At 72.8% G+C, this 19,299-nt stretch carries 21 protein-coding genes and 1 tRNA gene; 10 read left to right on the forward strand and 12 right to left on the reverse strand.

All coding sequences use genetic code 11. The features are described 5' to 3' along the window. The first annotated feature begins 7 nt into the window (after positions 1–7). The 3 genes from cysS (at position 8) to ACFYOP_RS05900 (ending at position 4,229) form a co-directional block, all read left to right on the forward strand. Positions 8–1,402 carry a cysteine--tRNA ligase gene (cysS, locus tag ACFYOP_RS05890; protein ID WP_356898876.1) on the forward strand — a complete coding sequence of 465 codons (1,395 nt, stop codon included), beginning with the start codon at positions 8–10 and terminating at the stop codon, positions 1,400–1,402. Positions 1,403–1,502: 100 nt separating this feature from the next. Continuing rightward, entirely contained in the window at positions 1,503–2,453 is a 951-nt protein-coding gene (gene rlmB, locus ACFYOP_RS05895) for a 23S rRNA (guanosine(2251)-2'-O)-methyltransferase RlmB (protein WP_356898877.1), read from the forward strand. Between the two features lie 159 nt (positions 2,454–2,612). Continuing rightward, positions 2,613–4,229 carry a DoxX family protein gene (locus tag ACFYOP_RS05900; protein ID WP_356898878.1) on the forward strand — a complete coding sequence of 539 codons (1,617 nt, stop codon included), beginning with the start codon at positions 2,613–2,615 and terminating at the stop codon, positions 4,227–4,229. A 96-nt stretch (positions 4,230–4,325) separates the two neighbouring features. On the opposite strand, the gene ACFYOP_RS05905 is transcribed toward ACFYOP_RS05900, so the two are convergent. The 3 genes from ACFYOP_RS05905 to ACFYOP_RS05915 all read right to left on the reverse strand — a co-directional run bounded on the left by ACFYOP_RS05905 (position 4,326) and on the right by ACFYOP_RS05915 (position 6,905). Further along, positions 4,326–5,048, reverse strand: a complete 723-nt coding sequence (locus tag ACFYOP_RS05905; RefSeq protein ID WP_356898879.1) for a nucleotidyltransferase family protein — start codon at positions 5,046–5,048, stop codon at positions 4,326–4,328. A 103-nt stretch (positions 5,049–5,151) separates the two neighbouring features. Beyond that, positions 5,152–5,574, reverse strand: coding sequence for a hypothetical protein (locus ACFYOP_RS05910; protein WP_356898880.1), 423 nt, complete (start codon positions 5,572–5,574; stop codon positions 5,152–5,154). A gap of 206 nt (positions 5,575–5,780) precedes the next feature. Beyond that, positions 5,781–6,905, reverse strand: a complete 1,125-nt coding sequence (locus tag ACFYOP_RS05915) for a sn-glycerol-3-phosphate ABC transporter ATP-binding protein UgpC (RefSeq protein WP_356898881.1) — start codon at positions 6,903–6,905, stop codon at positions 5,781–5,783. 179 nt (positions 6,906–7,084) lie between these two features. Here ACFYOP_RS05915 and ACFYOP_RS05920 point away from each other — a divergent pair. Further along, positions 7,085–7,158, forward strand: a tRNA-Thr gene (locus tag ACFYOP_RS05920). A 159-nt stretch (positions 7,159–7,317) separates the two neighbouring features. Beyond that, entirely contained in the window at positions 7,318–7,509 is a 192-nt protein-coding gene (locus ACFYOP_RS05925; RefSeq protein WP_356898882.1) for a hypothetical protein, read from the forward strand. 320 nt (positions 7,510–7,829) lie between these two features. Here the strand turns inward: ACFYOP_RS05925 and ACFYOP_RS05930 are convergent, their stop codons facing one another. Beyond that, on the reverse strand, positions 7,830–9,221 hold the full coding sequence (locus ACFYOP_RS05930) for an FAD-dependent oxidoreductase (protein WP_356898883.1): 1,392 nt from the start codon (positions 9,219–9,221) through the stop codon (positions 7,830–7,832). Between the two features lie 87 nt (positions 9,222–9,308). Here ACFYOP_RS05930 and ACFYOP_RS05935 point away from each other — a divergent pair, with 87 nt between their 5' ends. Together ACFYOP_RS05935 and ACFYOP_RS05940 are read left to right on the forward strand one after the other, a co-directional pair. After that, positions 9,309–9,734: an aminoglycoside phosphotransferase family protein gene (locus ACFYOP_RS05935; protein ID WP_356898884.1), complete on the forward strand. Its 426-nt coding sequence runs from the start codon at positions 9,309–9,311 to the stop codon at positions 9,732–9,734. Positions 9,735–9,759: 25 nt separating this feature from the next. Beyond that, positions 9,760–10,230, forward strand: coding sequence for a GNAT family N-acetyltransferase (locus ACFYOP_RS05940; RefSeq protein WP_356898885.1), 471 nt, complete (start codon positions 9,760–9,762; stop codon positions 10,228–10,230). A gap of 31 nt (positions 10,231–10,261) precedes the next feature. Here ACFYOP_RS05940 and ACFYOP_RS05945 read toward each other — a convergent pair whose 3' ends face one another. Together ACFYOP_RS05945 and ACFYOP_RS05950 are read right to left on the reverse strand one after the other, a co-directional pair. Continuing rightward, the gene (locus ACFYOP_RS05945; protein WP_356898886.1) at positions 10,262–11,257 is read right to left on the reverse strand and encodes a zinc-binding dehydrogenase; all 996 of its coding nucleotides are present in this window, start codon (positions 11,255–11,257) and stop codon (positions 10,262–10,264) included. A gap of 82 nt (positions 11,258–11,339) precedes the next feature. After that, complete coding sequence (locus ACFYOP_RS05950) at positions 11,340–12,524, reverse strand: FAD-dependent oxidoreductase (protein WP_356898887.1); 1,185 nt, start codon at positions 12,522–12,524, stop codon at positions 11,340–11,342. A 118-nt stretch (positions 12,525–12,642) separates the two neighbouring features. Between ACFYOP_RS05950 and ACFYOP_RS05955 the strand changes: the two genes are divergently transcribed. Further along, entirely contained in the window at positions 12,643–13,311 is a 669-nt protein-coding gene (locus ACFYOP_RS05955) for a pentapeptide repeat-containing protein (protein ID WP_356898888.1), read from the forward strand. A gap of 165 nt (positions 13,312–13,476) precedes the next feature. Here the strand turns inward: ACFYOP_RS05955 and ACFYOP_RS05960 are convergent, their stop codons facing one another. Genes ACFYOP_RS05960 through ACFYOP_RS05975 form a run of 4 tightly spaced genes read right to left on the reverse strand, consistent with a single transcriptional unit; the run spans position 13,477 to position 16,452 of the window. Continuing rightward, on the reverse strand, positions 13,477–13,977 hold the full coding sequence (locus ACFYOP_RS05960; RefSeq protein WP_356898889.1) for a hypothetical protein: 501 nt from the start codon (positions 13,975–13,977) through the stop codon (positions 13,477–13,479). Positions 13,978–13,990: 13 nt separating this feature from the next. Beyond that, positions 13,991–14,665, reverse strand: coding sequence for a hypothetical protein (locus ACFYOP_RS05965; RefSeq protein ID WP_356898890.1), 675 nt, complete (start codon positions 14,663–14,665; stop codon positions 13,991–13,993). A gap of 21 nt (positions 14,666–14,686) precedes the next feature. After that, complete coding sequence (locus tag ACFYOP_RS05970; RefSeq protein ID WP_356898891.1) at positions 14,687–15,310, reverse strand: response regulator transcription factor; 624 nt, start codon at positions 15,308–15,310, stop codon at positions 14,687–14,689. Continuing rightward, complete coding sequence (locus ACFYOP_RS05975) at positions 15,307–16,452, reverse strand: histidine kinase (protein WP_356898942.1); 1,146 nt, start codon at positions 16,450–16,452, stop codon at positions 15,307–15,309. The genes ACFYOP_RS05970 and ACFYOP_RS05975 overlap by 4 nt, the downstream gene beginning before the upstream one ends. A gap of 290 nt (positions 16,453–16,742) precedes the next feature. Between ACFYOP_RS05975 and ACFYOP_RS05980 the strand changes: the two genes are divergently transcribed. After that, positions 16,743–17,282, forward strand: a complete 540-nt coding sequence (locus ACFYOP_RS05980) for a heme-binding protein (protein WP_356898892.1) — start codon at positions 16,743–16,745, stop codon at positions 17,280–17,282. A gap of 94 nt (positions 17,283–17,376) precedes the next feature. Here ACFYOP_RS05980 and ACFYOP_RS05985 read toward each other — a convergent pair whose 3' ends face one another. Next, on the reverse strand, positions 17,377–17,952 hold the full coding sequence (locus ACFYOP_RS05985) for a TerD family protein (RefSeq protein ID WP_356898893.1): 576 nt from the start codon (positions 17,950–17,952) through the stop codon (positions 17,377–17,379). Between the two features lie 139 nt (positions 17,953–18,091). Here ACFYOP_RS05985 and arfB point away from each other — a divergent pair, with 139 nt between their 5' ends. Then, on the forward strand, positions 18,092–18,526 hold the full coding sequence (gene arfB, locus ACFYOP_RS05990) for an alternative ribosome rescue aminoacyl-tRNA hydrolase ArfB (RefSeq protein ID WP_356898894.1): 435 nt from the start codon (positions 18,092–18,094) through the stop codon (positions 18,524–18,526). Between the two features lie 108 nt (positions 18,527–18,634). Here arfB and ACFYOP_RS05995 read toward each other — a convergent pair whose 3' ends face one another. After that, entirely contained in the window at positions 18,635–19,135 is a 501-nt protein-coding gene (locus ACFYOP_RS05995) for a flavin reductase family protein (protein ID WP_356898895.1), read from the reverse strand. Positions 19,136–19,299 lie beyond the last annotated feature (164 nt).

A 19,299-nucleotide genomic window follows, 5' to 3' on the forward strand; every position in this document is an offset into this window, starting at 1 on the left:
TTGTTGCGTGACCATTCGCCTGTACGACACCAGCGCCCGGCAGATCCGTGACTTCGCCCCTCTCGTGCCGGGTTGCGTCTCGATCTACCTGTGCGGCGCGACCGTGCAGGCCGCACCGCACATCGGGCACATCCGGTCGGGACTGAACTTCGACATCATGCGCCGCTGGTTCGACCACCGCGGCTACGACGTCACGTTCATCCGCAACGTGACCGACATCGATGACAAGATCATCGCCAAGTCGGCCGACCAGGGCCGCCCGTGGTGGTCGATCGGTTACGAGAACGAGCGCGCCTTCAACGACGGTTACGAGGCCCTCGGCTGCCTCCCGCCCACCTACGAACCGCGCGCCACCGGCCACATCACCGAGATGGTCGAGATGATGCGCGGCCTCATCGAGCGCGGCCACGCCTACGAGTCGGACGGCAGCGTCTACTTCGACGTGCGGTCGTTTCCCGAGTACCTGGCGCTCTCCAACCAGGACATCGACGACCTGCGCCAGCCCGACGAGGGCGTCTCCGGCAAGCGCGACCCGCGCGACTTCGCCATGTGGAAGGCGACCAAGCCGGGCGAGCCGTCCTGGGAGACGCCCTGGGGCCGCGGCCGGCCCGGCTGGCACCTCGAGTGCTCGGCCATGGCGCACAAGTACCTGGGCGCGGCCTTCGACATCCACGGCGGCGGCCTGGACCTGGTCTTCCCCCACCACGAGAACGAGATCGCCCAGGCCAAGGCCTACGGCGACGCCTTCGCCTCGTACTGGGTGCACAACGCCTGGGTGACCATGAGCGGCGAGAAGATGTCCAAGTCGCTCGGCAACTCGGTGCTCGTCTCCGAGATGGTCAAGAACTGGCGCCCGATCGTCCTGCGCTACTACCTCGGCACCCCGCACTACCGCTCGATGATCGAGTACAGCGAGGAGGCGCTGCGCGAGGCAGAGTCGGCGTTCGCGCGGATCGAGGGCTTCGTCCAGCGGGTCGTCGAGAAGGCCGGCCCGGTCGCCCCGGCCGCGCAGGTGCCGCCGGCGTTCGCCGAGGCCATGGACGACGACCTCGGGGTGCCGCAGGCCCTCGCGATCGTCCACACCGCCGTCCGCCAGGGCAACAGCGCGCTGGCCGCCGACGACAAGGAAGCCGCTGTCTCCCGCCTGGCCGAGGTCCGTGCCATGCTGGGTGTCCTCGGCCTCGATCCGCTCGACCCGCACTGGGCCGGCGAGACCGACCGTGGCGAGGACCTCCACGGAGTCGTCGACACCCTCGTGCGCCTCGTGCTCCAGCAGCGCGAAGCGGCCAGGTCCCGCAAGGACTGGACGACGGCGGACGCGATCCGTGACCAGCTGAACCAGTCCGGGCTCGTCATCGAGGACGGTCCGGACGGACCCCGCTGGACGCTGGGACCTCGCTAGGGTCTGGCCCTCGCGTCCGCAGCACCAGGCGCGATGTGCCGCCCGGCGACCCGGGCAGCACACTTTCACTCAACGACGCGATCCAGAGGAACGAAAAGTCATGGCCGGGAACAGCCAGCGCAGGAACCGCCGTACGTCCAACAAGAAGGGCGCGCAGGTCGGCAGCGGTGGCAAGCGGCGTCGCGGGCTCGAGGGCAAGGGCCCCACGCCGCCCGCCTCCGCCCGCAAGGGACACGTCAAGAACCGGGTGGCCAACGCCAAGGCGAAGCACAGCACCCGCCGGCCCGTCGCCCGCCGCGGCGGCAAGGGCACGTCCGAGATGGTCGTCGGCCGCAACCCCGTCTTCGAGGCGCTGCGCGACGGCGTGCCCGCCTCGACGCTCTACGTGCAGCAGTTCATCGACAACGACGAGCGGGTGCGCGAGGCGCTCCAGCTCGCCACCGGACGCGGCAACATCAACATCATGGAGGCGCCGCGCCCCGAGCTCGACCGGCTGACGAACGGGCTCAACCACCAGGGCCTGGTGCTCCAGGTCCCGCCGTATGAGTACGCGCACCCCGAGGACCTGGCCGCCGCCGCCTTCGACCACGGCGAGGACCCGCTGATCGTCGCCCTCGACGGCGTCACCGATCCCCGTAACCTCGGCGCGGTCGTCCGCTCGGTGTCCGCCTTCGGCGGTCACGGCGTGGTCGTCCCGGAGCGCCGCGCGGCCGGGATGACCGCCGGTGCGTGGAAGACGTCCGCGGGCACCGCCGCCCGTACGCCCGTCGCCCGCGCCACCAACCTGACGCGCGCCATCGAGGCGTACCAGAAGGCCGGTCTGACGGTCGTCGGTCTCGCCGCCGACGCCGAGACCGAGGTCGGTGACCTCGAGGCGCTGGGCGGGCCGCTGGTGATCGTCGTCGGCAGCGAGGGCAAGGGCCTGTCCCGGCTCGTCGGGGAGACCTGCGACGTCCTCGTCCGCATCCCCATGCCGGGCGGCGCCGAGTCGCTCAACGCGGGTGTCGCGGCCGGTGTCGTGCTGTACGAGGCGGCCAAGCGGCGCGCATGACGTTGTTGTCCGGTCCCGTCGTTTTCTGGCGGGCCGGAGACCGACTTCGGGCGCTTCGTGGCGGACTCGGGCGTAAAGCGGACGATACGGAGTCCTTGACGGGTCTCGGACAGATCGGGCTCGTCGGGGCCGTGCCCTAAACAGCCATCACTCGGTTAGATGAGTGTGGACACCAGAACGCCCCGGTCCGGGTTCGATGATCAGCCTGCGCTGAGCATGGTCAAGGTGGACTGCGATCCCGCGCAGGTCATCGTCAACCACGCCAGCTTCCGGGTGCAGCTCTCCCAGAGCCCGCGCCCCGCACGTGCCCTGGCGAACTCCGCGCGCCTCGCCCCCCTCGCCGGCGCCGCCCCGGCGCGGCGCCGGGCGCCCGTCGTGTGGAGCGGGAGGTCGGCGCCCGGTGACTCCGGCGCGACCGGGCTCCTCCAGGCCGTACGCAACTCCACCATGGAGCACGACGCCTACAGCGGGGCCGCGACCCAGGTCCTCCCTCGGGTCTCCCTCGAGGAGACCGTGGCGGCCCCCACGGTCCCCGCGCCCGGCGGCCCGGGCCGCGACAAGCCGCTGCTGCCGCCGATGCGGCAGGCGGTCGGCGCCTACGACGCGTACGACACGGACCTGCCGTCCGACCGCCCCGCCGACGACCGGCGGCCCTCCGGCGGTCCGCAGCCCTACGACGCCGGCACGTACGACGTCGAGCCCTACGACGAGTCCTTCGACCGGGACCGGCGCCCGGCGCAGCGCCACGGAGCGGACTCCGTACGGCACGCGTACTACCCCGGCCGCCGGATGAACCTCGGCGTGGTGCTGCTGCCGCTGCGCGTGCTGCTCGGGTTCATCTCGATCTACGCCGGCATGGGGAAGCTCTGCGACCCCGTCTACTTCGACGGCGGCGACCGCGGCTCCCTGGTGAAGTGGCTGGGCGCCCTGAACCCGTGGGCCCTCGGGGAGCCGCTGCGTGACTTCGCGCTCGCCCACCCCGTGGGCTCCGGTCTCACCGTCGCCTTCCTCCAGGTCATCGTCGGCGTCCTGACGGTGCTCGGGCTGTGGCAGCGGATCGCGGCCGTCTTCGGCGCGCTGCTGGCCGCCGCGCTGGTCATGACGGTGAGCTGGAGCGACGTCCCCGTCTACGAGACGCCCGACATCATCTACTTCGCCGCCTGGTCGCCGCTGGTCATCGCCGGCGCTCCCGTCTACTCGATCGACGGACGCCTCGCCGGTGAGGCCTGGCGCACTCTGGGGCCGCGTTCCGAGCTGTGGAACCTGCGCCGGCGTGTGCTGAGGCGCGGCAGTCTGGTCGCCGCCGTCGTCGTCGGGCTCACGATGCTCGTCGGTTCGGTGCTCGGCGGAGCCGTCCGCTCCGAGGACGTGGTGACCGTCCCCGGGCCGAACCAGCATCCGACCAACCATCTGCCGGGCGCGCCGCTGACGACGGAGCCGGGCGAGAAGCGCAGCTCCTCGGCCGCGGCGGGCGAGGAGGACAAGCCCTCCCCGTCCGCCAGCCGCACCGCGGAGAAGCCCCGGGAGGAGGCGTCCACGCCTCCTCCGGCGGACACGGTGCGGGAGAGCGGCCAGGTCGCCGGCACGCCCAGCGAGACGCAGGGCACGGGGCAGCAGCCGCCCGCCGAGGAGCAGCCCGCGCCCCCGCCGTCCTCCGGCACCACCGGGCCGACCTCCACGGGCGGCAGCAGCTCCGGTGGTCCGTCCGGCGGGTCCGACCCGGGCGGCGACACGGGCTCGAACGGCGGTGGCGTGATCGGCGGGCTGCTCGGCTGACGGCCGGGCGCGCGCGACGGCGCGATGAAGGGGCGGCCGCCGGATCGGGATCCGGCGGCCGCCCCTCCGTTTCCGTGTGCAGATCGGCGGAGTGCCTCAACGCACCTTGGTGTCGAGCTCCTTGGCCGCCTCTGTGAGGTCCTTCGCGGTGTCGATCGCCCGCCAGTAGGCCCCGTTCGGCAGCGGGAAACCCGCCAGCCGGCGCTCGCGCGCCAGCCGCGGGAAGGTCGTGCGCTCGTGGTCGCCGATGTCGGGCAGCAGGCCCGTGAACGCGGCGGAGAAGACGTACACGCCCGCGTTGATGAGATACGGCGACGGGGGCGACTCGATGAAGTCCGTGATGTGCCCGAAGGCGTCGGTCTCGACGGCTCCCCAGGGGATGCGGGGACGCGCGAGGGCGAGAGTCGCCGTGGCGTCGCGCTCGGCGTGGAACGCGGCCATCTCGCGCAGCGAGAAGCGGGTCCAGATGTCGCCGTTGGTCGCGTACCAGGGCCGGTCGGGGTGGGGCAGGCTCGCCGCGGCGTACTTCAGGCCGCCGCCGCGGCCCAGCGGCTCCGTCTCCACGACGGTCGTGACGCGCAGCGGCAGCACCGCGCTGTCCAGCCACTCCTGGAGGACCTCCGCGAGGTGGCCGCAGGACACCACGGCGTCCGTCACGCCCTCCTCGGCCAGCCAGGCGAGCTGATGGCCGATGATCGGGGTCCCGGTCCCCGGGATCTCGACCATCGGCTTGGGGCGGTCGTCCGTGTACGGGCGCAGCCGCGAACCCTGGCCGCCCGCCAGGACCACGGCCTGCGTCGGAAACGTAGGCGTTTGCATGGCGTGAACGATATGCGGCCCGTCCGCCCGTCACCGCGACGGGTTCGACGGGCCTCTACGGGCCGGTCCTGTGCACGAGGGCCCAGGTCCGGACGAGAGGGAGCTAGGAGCCCTGGGCCCGCTCCGAGACGCCCGTGGCGAACGAGGTGTCGCAGACGGGCCGGGAGAAGCGCTGGGCGCGCGTCGGCCCGTAACGCTCGACGGCGGCGCGGCCGAGGGACCGGGCGATCGACACGCAGTGCTCGGCGAGCGACGGGCGTGCCTCGACCTCGCGCTGGAGGTGCGTGAGGGCCACGCCGGGGTCCTTCGTCTGCAGTTCGGACAGCAGCCGGTCGCGGAGGACCTCCTGCGGGGCGCGGGGCTTGGCCCGTACGGACACGTTCTCCGAGGAGGCGGTGAGCATCTGAGACTGTGTGGCCTGCCCCGCCCACGGGACGGCGGTGACCGCGAGGGTTCCCGAGAGCACCAGGACGACAGGCAGAACAAGGGCGAGTGAGCGGCCGATTCGGCGGGCTGTGTGGGTCACGCGAGTGAGCGTAGCGTCCAGTGATGATATGGCGACATTTAGTCACTCACGCGAGGGACCGTTCTACGTGTCTTTTCGAATCGCGTGTTGACGCGGTGCCGTGAAATGGGCCATATGCCCTGCCTATCGGGGTATTTGTCTCTTGAAACGAAAAGCCGGGCTCCGCACCGAAGTGCGGAGCCCGGCCCTGCCTGGGGGGACTGCCGTCAGTCGCTGAGGCGCTCGCCCGTCGACGTCGAGAAGACGTGCAGCTCGCCCGACTGCGGGACGACGTGCAGCTCGCTGCCCTTCTCGGGGACGCTGCGGCCGCCGACGCGGACGACGAGGTCCTTGTGCTGGCCGCCGACCTCGGCGGAGCCGTACACGTAACCGTCGGCGCCGAGCTCCTCGACCACGTTCACCGCGACGGCGAGGCCGGCCGGGGCGTCCTTGGAGAGCGTCTTGGCCTCGGCGCCGAACTCGACCACGTCGAAGTGCTCGGGGCGGACACCGACCGTGACCGTGGTGTCGCCCTTGTCGGCCGCAGCGGACAGGGCCTCGCGGGAGACCGGCACGACGCTGTTGCCGAACCGCACACCGCCGTCGGTGATCGGCACCTCGACCAGGTTCATGGCCGGGGAGCCGATGAAGCCGGCGACGAAGAGGTTGGCCGGACGGTCGTACATGTGGCGCGGCGAGTCGACCTGCTGGAGCAGGCCGTCCTTCAGCACGGCCACCCGGTCGCCCATGGTCATGGCCTCGACCTGGTCGTGCGTGACGTACACGGTGGTGATGCCGAGACGGCGCTGCAGGCTCGCGATCTGCGTACGCGTCGACACACGGAGCTTGGCGTCGAGGTTCGACAGCGGCTCGTCCATGAGGAAGACCTGCGGCTCACGCACGATCGCGCGGCCCATCGCGACACGCTGGCGCTGACCGCCGGAGAGCGCCTTCGGCTTGCGGTCCAGGTAGTCGCTCAGGTCGAGGATCTTCGCGGCCTCCTCGACCTTCTTGCGGATCTCGCTCTTGTTGACGCCGGCGATCTTGAGCGCGAAGCCCATGTTGTCGGCGACGCTCATGTGCGGGTAGAGCGCGTAGTTCTGGAACACCATGGCGATGTCCCGGTCCTTGGGCGGCAGGTGCGTGACGTCGCGGTCGCCGATCCGGATGGATCCGCCGTTGACGTCCTCGAGACCCGCGAGCATGCGCAGGGAGGTCGACTTGCCGCAGCCGGACGGTCCGACGAGGACGAGGAACTCGCCGTCCTCGGTCTCGATCTCGAGCTGGTCGACGGCGGGCTTCTCGGAACCCGGGTAGATCCGGGTCGCCTTGTCGAACGTGACAGTAGCCATGCTGAAGCGTCTCCTTCACCGGCAGGAACGTGCCGGACGATCCGTTGTAAGGGAGTGGTGTAGTCCAACGGAATGGACCTGCCGTGACGCTACCCGGACAGGTGGCGTATGTCAGCAGTTCATGGCCGGTGAAAATTCTTGACCATGGTGGTCCGGGGGTTCGTTACACTGCTCTGGCTGCCTCCTTAGCTCAGTTGGCTAGAGCGCTTGACTTGTAATCTTGAGGTCGTCGGTTCGACTCCGACAGGAGGCTCTGCGCAGCACGGAAGGCCCCGGCAGCTGGATGCCGGGGCCTTTGTCGTTTCGGGGGGCCGTCTGGCGCGTACGTGCCATGACGCCCCGGCCGCGGACCCGTGTGTGCGGACCGATCGCGAGCGGATCGACACTGAGCGCCCCGGCCAGCCCGGGGGCCATGTCCCAGAGCCGGAACTCCCACTCGTCCTCGTCGTCGCCCACGGCCGCGCGGACCTCCGCCTCGTACGGCAGCGGCGCACCGGCGGTCAGTTCCCCGTCCTCCGGTTCCCCGGTGAACGACGCGCGGCGCAGCACGCGGCCGTTCTCGGCGATGAGCCAGGCGGAGCCGTCGCACTGCGCGCCGAAGTAGTACGCCTGCACCCGGCCGAAGCGGGCGCTGAGGCGTTCGCACAGGGCCGGCATGCCGGGCTCGGTGAAGTCGCACCAGGCGCCGACGACGAGCGTCCGGCCGTCGAGTTCGGGCGTCACGAAGACCCCGGGCGTATCCGTGGTCCCGGTCGTGGGCGTCGTCGTCGACGGCTTCGTCGACGGCTTCGACGGCGGCTTCGAAGGCGACCGGGCGGGCGTCGGTGAGATCCATGGCGTCGAGGACGGCCGCCTGGTCGCCGGTGGGGAGGGCGAGCCAGTGCAGCCAGCGGGCGTGGATGGGCACCGGGGTGTCGGCGGGCCTCAGTGCCGGCCGGAGATCTTGTCGGCCAGGGTGGCGAGGCGGTCGGTGGTGGGGGTGTGGGCGGTCGACTCGCGGTGGTCGGCCCGGCGGTAGGCGGTGTAGAGGGTGCGGACGCCGAGCCAGCGCAGCGGTTCCGGCTCCCACTTGCGGACCTTGTGCCCGACCCAGGGCAGGGCGGTGAGGTCGGTCGGGCCCGACTGGCCGGAGTCCTGCCGGATCAGGTCGCGCAGGGTGCGGGCGGCCAGGTTGGAGGTGGCGACGCCGGAGCCGACGTAGCCGCCGGCCCAGCCGAGGCCGGTGGAGCGGTCGAGGGTGGCGGTGGCGCACCAGTCGCGGGGGACGCCGAGGACGCCGGACCAGGCGTGGTCGACGCGGGCGCCGGCGAGCCGGGGGAAGAACCGGACCAGGACGTCGCGGAGGGCCTCGACGGTGGCGGGCTGCGTGCGGCCGTCGTGGTCGGTCCGCGAGCCGTAGCGGTAGGGGACGCCGCGGCCGCCGATGGCGATGCGGTCGTCGGCGGTGCGCTGGGCGTACACGTAGGCGTGGGCCATGTCGCCGAGCGTCTCGCGGCCGGCCCAGCCGATCTCGGCCCAGACGTCCTCGGGGAGCGGCTCCGTGACGATCATGGAGGAGTTCATCGGGAGCCAGGTGCGGTGCTGGCCCTTGAGGGACGCGGTGAAGCCCTCGGTGCAGCGCAGGACGTACGGGGCGCGGACGGTGCCGTACGGGGTGACGGCGTGCTTGGGCCGGATCTCGGTGACGGGCGTCGACTCGTGGATGGTGACGCCGAGGGCCTCCACGGCGGCGGCGAGGCCCTTGACCAGTTTCACCGGGTGCAGCCGGGCGCCGTGCGGGGTCCAGCTGGCGGCGACGGCGCCGCTGACGCGGACGCGTTCGGCGGTTTCGCGGGTGCCGAGCAGGACGCGGTCCTTCTCGCCGAAGGCGACCTCTACGGAGTGGAAGTCCTTGAGGCGCCGGAGCTGGGCCGGGCTGTGCGCGATCTCGAGAACGCCGCCCTTGTGGATGCCGGCGTCGATGTTCTCTTCTGCGGCGACGCGGACGACCTCGTCGACGGTGTCGTTCATGGCCTGCTGGAGGCGTACGGCGGCGTCGTGGCCGTGGAGCCGCGCGAAGCGGTCGCGTCCGGCGATCCCGTTGTAGAGCCAGCCGCCGTTGCGCCCAGAGGCGCCGTAGCCGCAGAACTTGGCCTCCAGGACGGTGATGTCGAGGAAGGGCACGGCCTTCTTGAGGTAGTACGCGGTCCACAGGCCGGTGTATCCGCCGCCGACGATGCAGACGTCGGCGGTGCTGTCGCCGGGGAGGGGCTCGCGGGGCGCGGGGGCGCCGTCCTGTGCGTACCAGAACGATATGCCGCCGTTGACGGTGCTCATGTGGTGTGCCGTTCCCTGCCGGTGGTCGCCTGCGTCTGGCGGGAATCTACTGCTCGGCCCGGGGTTTGGCGACATACGATCACCGGCGTGATCGAGATTCCCCGGGAGCTGGTCGCGTCCTTGCTGTCGTACGGCGAGGAGTCCGGGCGGGCCGTCGTGGAGATGCTGCCCGGGCGGGCTGCGGAGTTCCTGGACCGGTGGGAGCTGCGGCTCGCGGGTCCGTCGATGTACGGGCGGGTGTCGCTGGTGCTGCCGGTGGTCCGCCCGGACGGGACGCGGGCGGTGCTGAAGCTCCAGCAGCGGGACGAGGAGACCGAGGGGGAGTGGCCGGCGCTGCGGACCTGGGCGGGCGGCGGGGCGGTGCGGCTGCCGGAGCACGGCGACGGGGACGCCGCTGCTCGAGCGGGCCGTGCCGCTGGGCAGGGTGTTGCAGAACAGCCTCTGGAGGGCGGGGAACGGCAGGGAACCGACCGTGGGCCGGTGCTCGTCACGCGGACGCCGCTGGCGCGATGAGCGGCTGTCCGTGCAGGCTGGGGCCATGATTCGCAACGCCACACCCGCCGACGTGCCCGTGATCCACGAGATGGTCCGGGAGCTCGCGGACTACGAGAAGGCCCTGCACGAGGCGAACGCCACCGAGGAGCAGCTGCGCGAGGCGCTGTTCGGCGAGCGCCCCGCCGCGTTCGCGCACATCGCGGAGACCGAGGACGGGGAGGTCGCCGGTTTCGCGCTCTGGTTCCTCAACTTCTCGACGTGGCGCGGTGTGCACGGCATTTATCTGGAGGACCTGTACGTGCGCCCGCGGCTGCGGGGCGGCGGGCACGGCAAGGCGCTGCTGACGGAGCTGGCGCGGATCTGCGTCGAGCGGGGGTACGAGCGGCTGGAGTGGTCGGTGCTGAACTGGAACACCCCGTCGATCGACTTCTACCGGTCGCTGGGCGCGCGCCCGCAGGACGAGTGGTCGGTGTACCGGCTGACGGACGGGGCGCTCAAGAGCCTCGGGTCGTAGGGCGTCAAGGGGGACGGACGGCATCGGGGGATCAGGGGATCAGGACGACCTTGCCCATGGTGCCGCGCGTCTCCAGGGCGCGGTGCGCGCCGGCCGCGTCGGCGAGGGCGTGGCGCTGGACGGCGGGGCGCAGCCGGCCGGCGGCGGCCTCGGCGAGAGCGCGGGTCTCGAGGGCGCGCAGGCCGCCGGCCTTCTCGAGCATGGCGGGGCCGAGGACGCTCTGCGAGGTGATGCCGCGTTCGGCGAGCTCCTCCTCGGTCAGGGTGAGGGGGCTGTCGGACCGGATGCCCTGGCTGGACCAGCCGAAGACGATGTGCCGGCCGCCCCTGCCGAGGAGGCCGACGGCGGCCCGGCCCGCGTCGCCGCCGACGGAGTCGTAGACGACGGTGGCGCGCCGGTCGCCGAGGTGGCCGCGTACGGCCTGTGGCCAGTCGGGCCGCCGGTAGTCGACGGCCAGGTCTGCGCCGTTGTCGCGCACGCGGGCGGTCTTGGCGGGGCCGCCCGCGAGGCCGACGACGGTGGCGCCGGCGTTCCCGGCGTACTGGACGATCAGGGTGCCGATGCCGCCCGCGGCGGCGGGGACGATCACGGTGTCGTCGGGGCCGAGTTCCGTGTACTGGAGGATGCCGAGGGCGGTGCGGCCGGTGCCGATCATGGCGACGGCTTCGCTCGCGTCGAGGCCGGCGGGGATCTCATGGAGTCTGCCGGCGTCGGTGACGGCCAGTTCCGCGTAGCCGCCGGGGACTTGACCGAGGTGGGCGACGACGCGCTTGCCGAGCCAGGCCCCTTCGGCGCCCTCGCCGAGGGCGTCGACGGTGCCGGCGACCTCGCGGCCGGGGACGGTGGGCAGCTCGGCCGGGGCGCCGAAGGGGCCTGCCGCGCCTTCGCGCAGCGCGGTGTCCAGGAGGTGGACGCCGGCGGCCGCGACGGCGATCCGTACCTGGCCGGGGCCGGGTACGGGGTCGTCGATGGTCTCGTACGTGAGCTTCTCGGCGGGGCCGAAGGCGTGCAGGCGGACGGCGTGCATGGGCGGGCTCCCTCGTGCTGCGGACGGGCCGTGCCGGTGCCGTGGAGGGCACCGCCGAGCCTGGGAGCCCCACTCTTCAACCTCAAGTCCGCTTGAGGTCAAGGTGGTTGCGGGCGGCCGGGCGCCGGCTGCCGCGCAGCGCCAGCGATGCGGCTTCGAGCGCGCTGTTGAACGACACCTCGGACAGCAGGCCGGGGGCGGCCACCTGGTCCCCGGCCAGATACACCCCGTCGCCGCGGTCGACGGCGGGGCGGTCGCGCCACGTGGTGCCCGGCAGGTCGACGGCTCCGGTGCGGCCGCTCGCGACGGCTTCGCGCCGCCAGACGGTCCGCTCCCGCCAGCCGCGGAAGCCGAGGTCGAGCAGGGCTTCCGCGTGGGCGATGCCGTCGGCCTTGGACCGGTCGGGGCCGATGGGCAACTGGCCCTGGAGGAGCTGCTCCCCGGCGGGGGCCAGCGTCGGGTCCTGGGCGGTGAAGCGTTCCAGCCAGCCGGGGGCGTCGAGGTCGGAGATCGCGAAGGGGTCGCCGCGCCGGGTGCGCAGCGCCAGGTCGATCAGGGCGGTGCGGCCGCTGGGCCAGCGCAGGGTGTCGTCGCCGAGGAGACGGCGGGCCGCGTCGAGGGTGGTGGCGACGACGACGGGGCCGTGGCCCTCGGGCAGCGCGTCGACGCGGGACGTGGTCTCTATGCGTACGCCGAGGTCCCAGGCGCGGGCGGCCATCCGTTCGAGGACCTGGCCCCAGCCGCCGCGCGGGTAGTGGGCCTCGGGCGGGAGGGCGGTGGCGCGGCGCAGCCGCTGCTGGACGAACGCGGCGGACAGTGAGCCGGGGTCGTGGTGGAAGAGGGCGACGCCCATGTAGTGGGCGGCGGCGCGGGCGGCCTCCTCGCCGGCGACGGAGCCGGCCCAGCTCAGGAAGTCCATGTCGACGGGGGCCGCCTCGGGGGGGCGGCGGGCGAGCCGCAGCATGGCGAGCGGCGGCGTCCTGCGCAGCGCGCCGTCACGCCGGAAGCGCAGACGCGTGGCTTCGAGGGGCGGCAGCGGCGCGAGCGGGCCGAGGAGACCGCGCTGCTTGAGCCAGGTCCAGTGCGGACCGCGGTGGTAGAGGGCGTGCGGGCCGTCGTTGGTCCTGTAGGTGCCCTCGCTGGTGCGCGCGCGTCCGCCCAGGGTGTGGTGGGCCTCGTACAGAAAGACGCGGGCGCCGGACTCGGCGGCGGTGACGGCCGCGGTGAGACCGGCGAAACCGCCGCCGATGACGGTGATCTCCTGCATGGTGTCTCTCTCCTGCTTCGCTCGACGCTCTCTCACGACTGGGACGGACCGGGGGCCGCGCGGCGTGACATCGGACGGCCGGAGGGGCGTTGTCAGTGGCGCATGTCACTGTGGGGTCATGGCGAAGGCGCGCAGGCCGGCGGTGGTGGCGGCGAGGGTGACGCAGGTGCGGTTGCCGCGGCTCGAGGCGTTCGGGGGCGGGGCGCTGGAGCCGGACGGGGACTACGACGGGGTGGAGTTCTCCGGGCTGGACCTGGGGGGACAGACGGGAGCGGGGGCGCGGTTCATCGACTGCGCGCTGCGGGAGTGCGCGCTGGACGGGACGGGGCTGGGCGGCGCGCGGTTCGTGGACTGTCTGCTGGAGGGCGTCCGGGGGGTGGGGGCGGACCTCGCGGGGGCGTCGCTGCGGGATGTGGAGGTGCGGGAGGCGCGGCTGGGCGGGGCGCAGTTGCACGGGGCGGTGTTGACGGGGGTGGTGCTGCGGGGCGGGAAGATCGACTATCTGAATCTTCGGGAGGCGAGACTGACGGATGTGGTGTTCGACGGCTGTGTGCTGTCGGAGGCGGATTTCGGGGGTGCCCGGCTGGAGAGGGTCGAGTTCAGGGACTGCTCGCTGCGGCAGGCGGACTTCACGGCGGTGCGGATGAAGGACGTGGACCTGCGGGGGGCGACGGAGCTCGACATCGCCCGTGGGGTGGAGCGGCTGGCGGGTGCGGTGATCAGCCACGGGCAATTGTTCGACCTGGCACCGGCGTTCGCGGCGCAGATCGGCGTGCGGGTGGAGTAGCGGTGCAGCGGGCCCGGCGGTGGAACCGGGCCGTGCTTCGGTCGGGCGGCGCTCTGGTCGGCGGCGCTTCGGTCGGGCGGCGCTTCGGTCGGCGGCGCTTCGGTCGGGCGGCGCTTCGGTCGGCGGCGCTTCGGTCGGGCGGCGCGCTGGTCGGCGGCGCTCCGGTCAGGCGATGCGGGGGAAGCGCGCCTGGAGGTCCCAGACCACCGGGTTGTCGCCGAGGCCCTCGTGCATGTCGGTGAGGTCGGCGATCAGGTCGTGCAGGAAGTCGCGGGCCTCACGGCGGAGTTCGCCGTGGTTGAAGGTGAGGGGCGGCTCGTCGCCGGGCATCCAGTCGGCCTCGACGTCGACCCAGCCGAAGCGGCGCTCGAAGAGCATCCGGTCGCTGGACTCGGTGAAGTCCAGCTCGGCGTGTATCGGCTTGGCCCGGCGGCTGCCGAGGGGGTCGCGGTCGAGCTGCTCGACGATGTCGCACAGCGCCCAGGCGAAGTCGAGCACCGGCACCCATCCCCAGGCTGTGGACACCTCCCGGTCCTCCTTGGTGTCGGCGAGGTAGACGTCGCCGCAGAAGAGGTCGTGGCGCAGCGCCTGCACGTCCGCACGCCGGTAGTCGGTCTGCGGCGGGTCGGGGAAGCGGCGCGAGAGGGAGTAGCCGATGTCGAGCACGTGGTCGATGGTGTCATGCCCGGCGGCGCCTGCCGTACGACCAGGTGACGGCGGTCAGCAGGAACGGGACGGCGGCGAGCGGTCCGAAGCACAGGGCCCAGACGGTCTCGGCGGTGCCCGACAGATAGGTCCGGCTCTCCACGGTGAACAGCACCACCACCTGTGACAGCGCGAAGACGATCGTCAGGACGGAGGCGGTCCAGGCGAGGCCGGCGAGGGTGCGCGGGCGCAGCGGCTGCCACCGGTCGCTGACGAGGAGCAGGGGGAACAGGGCGGCGAGCTCGGAGACCACGGCCAGGCCGACGACGTAGGCGATGCCCCAGCCGGGGATGCCGAAGGCGTCGCGCAGCACCTGGTCGCTGTAGCCGACGTGGACGCCGCTCGCCATGGCGATGCGCCACAGACCGGAGGGGACGGCGCACAGCGCGATCGCGTGGGCGGCGCGGCGGGCCCAGCGGGGGGCGGGGGAGACGGGGGCGGCGACCGCGGCCGAGTCGGTGGTGGTCATGGCGTACAGCCTGGCGGGGGCGGGCACCTCGCCGCCTCGCCTCGTGCGGCGGACCGTCTCCGCCGCACGGGGGAGTGCGGTCGGCTCGCGGGCGTAGGTGCGAGGTTGGGCGGCTGCGCAGACGTGCTCCCCCAGGTCGGCCCCGGGGCCGTACGCCGGGGCGGCGGCCAACGAGGCCACCGCGGCACCCCGGCCGCCGCGTCAGGGCAGCAGCCGCTGCTCCTTCGCGACGGCGACCGCGCCGGCCCGGGTGTCGACGCCGAGCTTGGCGTAGATACGGCCGAGGTGCGTCTTCACGGTCGCCTCGCTGATGAACAGGGCGCGGGCGATCTCCCGGTTGCCGAGGCCGTGGGCGAGCTGGCCGAGGATGTCGCGTTCCCGGTCGGTCAGCGACGGTCCGGCGGCCCCGCGCATACGGTCCATGACGCGGCTCGCGACGGGCGCGGAGAGCGCGGTCCGCCCCTGCGCGGCCGCGCGGATCGCGGCGAACAGTTCCTCCGGCCGCTCGGCCTTCAGGAGGTAGCCGGTCGCGCCCGCCTCGATGGCGCGGGTGATGTCGGCGTCGGTGTCGTACGTGGTCAGCACCAGCACATGGATGTCGGGCGAGGCGATACGGCGGGTGGCCTCGACGCCGTCGATGCCCGCGCCCAGCTGGAGGTCCATCAGAACGACGTCCGGCTTCAGCTTGGCGGCCATGGCGACGGCCTCCTCGCCGCTGCCGGCCTCGCCGACGACCTCGATGTCGGCCTCGCTGCCGATCAGGGCGAGCAGTCCGGCGCGTACGACGGCGTGGTCGTCGCAGAGCAGGATGCGGACGGCGGTCATGGGCGGGCCTCCAACGGGATCGCGGCGGACAGTACGGTGCCTTCGCCGGGTGCGGACTCGATGGTGAGGGTGCCGCCGAGCTGGTCCGTACGGGCCCGGATCGCGGGCAGGCCGTGCCCGCGCGGGCCGGTGGGCGGTGCCGCGCCGGGCCGGGCGGCGGTCGGGTCGAAGCCGCGGCCGTCGTCCGCGACGTCGAGGACGACCTGGTCGTCGAGGACGGTGAGCGTGAGCGTCGCGGTGCTCGCGTCCGCGTGCTCCCGCACGTTCGCCAGTGCGCCCTGCGCGATCCGCAGCAGCGCCGACTGGGCCGGCTGGGGCAGTGGGATGTCGGGCCCGTCGAGGTGGAAACGCACCGTCAGGGTGCCGGTCGTCTCCCGCGCCGCCAGGGTGCGCAGCGCCTGCGGCAGGCTGCCGCCCTCGGCGAGGTCCGCCGGGGCGAGGTCGTGGACGAACCGGCGGGCCTCGGCGAGGCTGCGCTCGGTGATCGACTCGGCGGTGCGGACATGGCCGCGCGCGGTGGACGGGTCGGTGTCCCAGGTGCGGTCGGCGGCCTGGAGCAGCATCTGCTGGCTGGACAGGCTCTGCGCCAGGGTGTCGTGGATCTCCATGGACAGCCGCTGGCGTTCCGCGAGGGTGCCCTCCCGCCGTTCGGTGGCGGCGAGTTCGCGGCGGGTGCGGACCAGGTCGTCGATGAGCGCCCGACGGCGCTCCGCGAGCCGTTCGGCGTGGACGAAGACGGCCGTCGCCACGGCGGCGACGGAGGGCGGGGCGAGGATCAGGTTCGGGTCGAAGCCGCCGTCCGCGAGCTGCAGCTGTGCGGCGACGACGAACAGCGTGAGCAGGGCGACCAGGGCGATGGCCGCGCGGGTCGGCAGGGCGCGCAGTCCGGTGTAGAGGAGGGGGACGGCGCACCAGGCGAAGCTCGGCGCGAGGACCACGAGGACGACCCAGACGGCCACGACGGTAAACAGCCACCACAGCCGGCGGGGTGTGGCGCGCGGGCCGAACACCGGGCCGACCGTGTAGAGGATCGCGAGGGCCACCGAGAGGCCGATGATCCACGGGGAGCGGAACTCCCAGGGATGGCGCAGCAGATAGCGGGCGAGGGAGGCGCCGAGCAGCAGGAAGAACGCCGTGTGCATCACCCCGGCCAGCCAGCGAGCGTCGGGGTCCCGCTCGTCGGCCTGCTGATCGTCCCGGACGTGCTCCCGCCGCACCACCGTCTCCTCGCTCGTCCTGCCCGGCCCCGTCTGTGCATCGTGACCCGGCGGGACCACGCGGGCATCAACCGATCGGCCGACCCCCGTGTCGTCCATCATGCGCGGCAGCGGCAGCCGGAGCGTTGACCGGGCGGGGCGCCGCGCGGCCGGAGGATCGATGGCGGAACGACAACCACGGCGGATCCCCCGCCCTCGTGAAGGAGCCACTCCAGATGAAGAAGACCATGATCGGCGCCGTCACCGCCGCCGTCGTCGCCGCCGGTACGTTCGGCGCGGTTTCGGCGAACGCCTCCGCCCCGGCCGCCGAGTCCAGGGCCGCCGTCACCGCCGACGTCTCGGACCGCGGCCTCCAGCAGTCCACGCATCTGACCATCGACGCCGCCACCAGGGCCGCGCAGGCCGCCCTTGACGCCGCGGAGAAGGAGAACCAGCGCGTCACCGTCGCCGTCGTCGACCGCAACGGCAACACGATCGTCACTCTGCGCGGCGACGGCGCGGGCCCGCAGTCGTACGAGTCGGCGGAGAAGAAGGCGTACACGGCCGTGTCGTGGAACGCGCCCACCTCCGAGCTGACGAAGCGTCTGGAGCAGGCCCCGAACCTGAAGGACATCCCGGGCACGCTGTTCCTCGGCGGCGGCGCGCCGGTGCAGGTCAAGGGTGCGCCGGTCGCGGGCATCGGGGTGGCGGGCGCGCCGAGCGGCGACCTGGACGAGAAGTTCGCGCGGGCGGGCGTGGCGGCGCTCGGCCGCTGAGCCGGCGCGGCGCGCCGAGGGCCGTGCCCCGGGGCGGCCCCGGGAGCGCGGCAGGGCCCCGGCCGGAGCCGGGGCCCTGCTGGGTGAGGCCGCGTCAGAGGTTGACGCCGAAGTCGCGGGCGATGCCCTCGAGTCCGGAGGCGTACCCCTGACCCACGGCGCGGAACTTCCACTCCGCGCCGTTGCGGTAGAGCTCGCCGAAGACCATGGCGGTCTCGGTGGCGGCGTCCTCGCTCAGGTCGTAGCGGGCGAGCTCGGCGCCGCCGGCCTGGTTGACGATGCGGATGTAGGCGTTGCGCACCTGGCCGAAGTTCTGGCTGCGGGTGACGGCGTCGTAGATCGAGACCGGGAAGACGATCTTGTCGACGTCGGCCGGCAGGCCCGCCAGGTTGACGTTGATCTGCTCGTCGTCGCCGCCGCCCTCGCCGGTGCGGTTGTCGCCGGTGTGGACGATGGTCTGGTCCGGCGTCGCCTTGTTGTTGAAGAAGACGAAGTGGGCGTCGGAAGCGACCTTGCCCGCCGGGTTCACACCGATCGCGGACGCGTCGAGGTCGAAGTCCGTGCCGGTGGTGGTGCGGACGTCCCAGCCGAGGCCGACGGTGACGGCGGTCAGGCCCGGCGCCTCCTTGGTGAGCGAGACGTTGCCGCCCTTGGACAGGCTTACTGCCATTGGGAAGTCCCCTTCAATTCGATTCTGCGGGCTTGCGGGTCCTCCCGAAGCTACCGTCACAGGTCATAACGCGGGGAGGGGACCGTCAGGTTCCTTCTGTGCCCAAAAGAGGATGACGTACCGCGCCGCACACGGGACCATGGATGTCATGTCCGGGCCCTACATCATCCGCGGTTCCGTCTCCCTGCCGGAGGCGGAGCTCATCTGGCGTTTCTCCCGGTCGTCGGGGCCCGGCGGCCAGCACGTCAACACCAGCGACTCGCAGGTGGAGCTCCGCTTCGACCTGGCGAGGACCGAGGCGCTGCCGCCGGTCTGGAAGGAACGCGCGCTGGAGCGGCTCGCGGGCCGGCTGGTGGGTGGTGTGATCGCCGTACGCGCCTCGGAGCACCGCTCTCAGTGGCGCAACCGGGAGACCGCGGCGGTGCGTCTGGCCTCGCTGCTGGCCGAGGCGACCGCCCCGCCGCCGCGCCCCCGCCGGCCGACGAAGATCCCGCGGGGCATCAATGAGCGCCGGCTGCGGGAGAAGAAGCACCGCGCGGAGCGGAAGCGTGGCCGCTCGGGCCGCGACTGGTAGCGCGCCCCGCGGACGAGGCCGCCGGATCGGCCGCCCCCGCCCCGCCGACGGACCCAGGTGCCCCGCCGACGGACCCCCGGCGCCCCGCCCACGGACCCCCGGCGCCCCTCACCCCAACTGCCGGTACCGCCCCCGGAAGTAGGTGAGCGGTCCCGCCGCGTGGTCGGCGAGGCCCGCCTTCAGGACATGGCCGATCACCAGCGTGTGGTCCCCCGCCTCCACCCGCTGCTCCGTACGGCACTCCAGCGTCGCGAGCGCGCCCACCACCAGCGGCGACCCGCACACCTCGCCCCGCTCGTGGGCCAGGTCGTCGAAGAGCAGGCGGTCGCTGAACCGCCCCTTCATCGCGAAGCGCCCGGCGATCTGCCGCTGGTTCTCGCAGAGCACGGACACGCCCCACAGCGGCTGCTCGGCGAGCAGGTCGTCCATGCGCGAGCCGTTGCGCAGGCTGACGAGCACCAGCGGCGGGTCGAGCGAGACGGACATGAAGGCCGTGGCCGTCATCCCCACGTCCTCACCGCGCGGCCCGTGGTCGGCGTCGTGCGCGGTCACCAGCACCACGCCGGCGGCGAGTCGGGACATGGCGGCACGGAATTCCTCGTTGCTCACCCCCTCAGGATGCGGGATGGCGGACGCGGTCGGTGCGGAGGTCGTGTGCAACACACAGCGAACGCTAGTGGCGGCCGCTTCGCCGCCGCATCGGCCGCTGGGACCAGCCGGGTCCTAGGTCCGCAGCCCCAGGAGCACGCGTAACCATGAGTACGGACCAATGG

The sequence above is a fragment of the Streptomyces sp. NPDC006294 genome, assembly GCF_042870895.1.
Classification (GTDB): Bacteria; Actinomycetota; Actinomycetes; order Streptomycetales; family Streptomycetaceae; genus Streptomyces.

What these genes read in the sequence shown, in the direction of transcription:
- ACFYOP_RS05955 (WP_356898888.1), top strand. Translation starts at nt 12,643, where the DNA reads ATGGCGAAGGCGCGCAGGCCGGCGGTGGTGGCGGCGAGGGTGACGCAG.
- ACFYOP_RS05925 (WP_356898882.1), top strand. Translation starts at nt 7,318, where the DNA reads ATGTCCCAGAGCCGGAACTCCCACTCGTCCTCGTCGTCGCCCACGGCC.
- ACFYOP_RS05945 (WP_356898886.1), bottom strand. Translation starts at nt 11,257, where the DNA reads ATGCACGCCGTCCGCCTGCACGCCTTCGGCCCCGCCGAGAAGCTCACG.
- arfB (WP_356898894.1), top strand. Translation starts at nt 18,092, where the DNA reads ATGGATGTCATGTCCGGGCCCTACATCATCCGCGGTTCCGTCTCCCTG.
- ACFYOP_RS05970 (WP_356898891.1), bottom strand. Translation starts at nt 15,310, where the DNA reads ATGACCGCCGTCCGCATCCTGCTCTGCGACGACCACGCCGTCGTACGC.
- rlmB (WP_356898877.1), top strand. Translation starts at nt 1,503, where the DNA reads ATGGCCGGGAACAGCCAGCGCAGGAACCGCCGTACGTCCAACAAGAAG.
- ACFYOP_RS05940 (WP_356898885.1), top strand. Translation starts at nt 9,760, where the DNA reads ATGATTCGCAACGCCACACCCGCCGACGTGCCCGTGATCCACGAGATG.
- ACFYOP_RS05950 (WP_356898887.1), bottom strand. Translation starts at nt 12,524, where the DNA reads ATGCAGGAGATCACCGTCATCGGCGGCGGTTTCGCCGGTCTCACCGCG.
- ACFYOP_RS05980 (WP_356898892.1), top strand. Translation starts at nt 16,743, where the DNA reads ATGAAGAAGACCATGATCGGCGCCGTCACCGCCGCCGTCGTCGCCGCC.
- ACFYOP_RS05905 (WP_356898879.1), bottom strand. Translation starts at nt 5,048, where the DNA reads ATGCAAACGCCTACGTTTCCGACGCAGGCCGTGGTCCTGGCGGGCGGC.
- ACFYOP_RS05915 (WP_356898881.1), bottom strand. Translation starts at nt 6,905, where the DNA reads ATGGCTACTGTCACGTTCGACAAGGCGACCCGGATCTACCCGGGTTCC.
- ACFYOP_RS05975 (WP_356898942.1), bottom strand. Translation starts at nt 16,452, where the DNA reads ATGCACACGGCGTTCTTCCTGCTGCTCGGCGCCTCCCTCGCCCGCTAT.
- ACFYOP_RS05985 (WP_356898893.1), bottom strand. Translation starts at nt 17,952, where the DNA reads ATGGCAGTAAGCCTGTCCAAGGGCGGCAACGTCTCGCTCACCAAGGAG.
- ACFYOP_RS05930 (WP_356898883.1), bottom strand. Translation starts at nt 9,221, where the DNA reads ATGAGCACCGTCAACGGCGGCATATCGTTCTGGTACGCACAGGACGGC.
- ACFYOP_RS05900 (WP_356898878.1), top strand. Translation starts at nt 2,613, where the DNA reads ATGAGTGTGGACACCAGAACGCCCCGGTCCGGGTTCGATGATCAGCCT.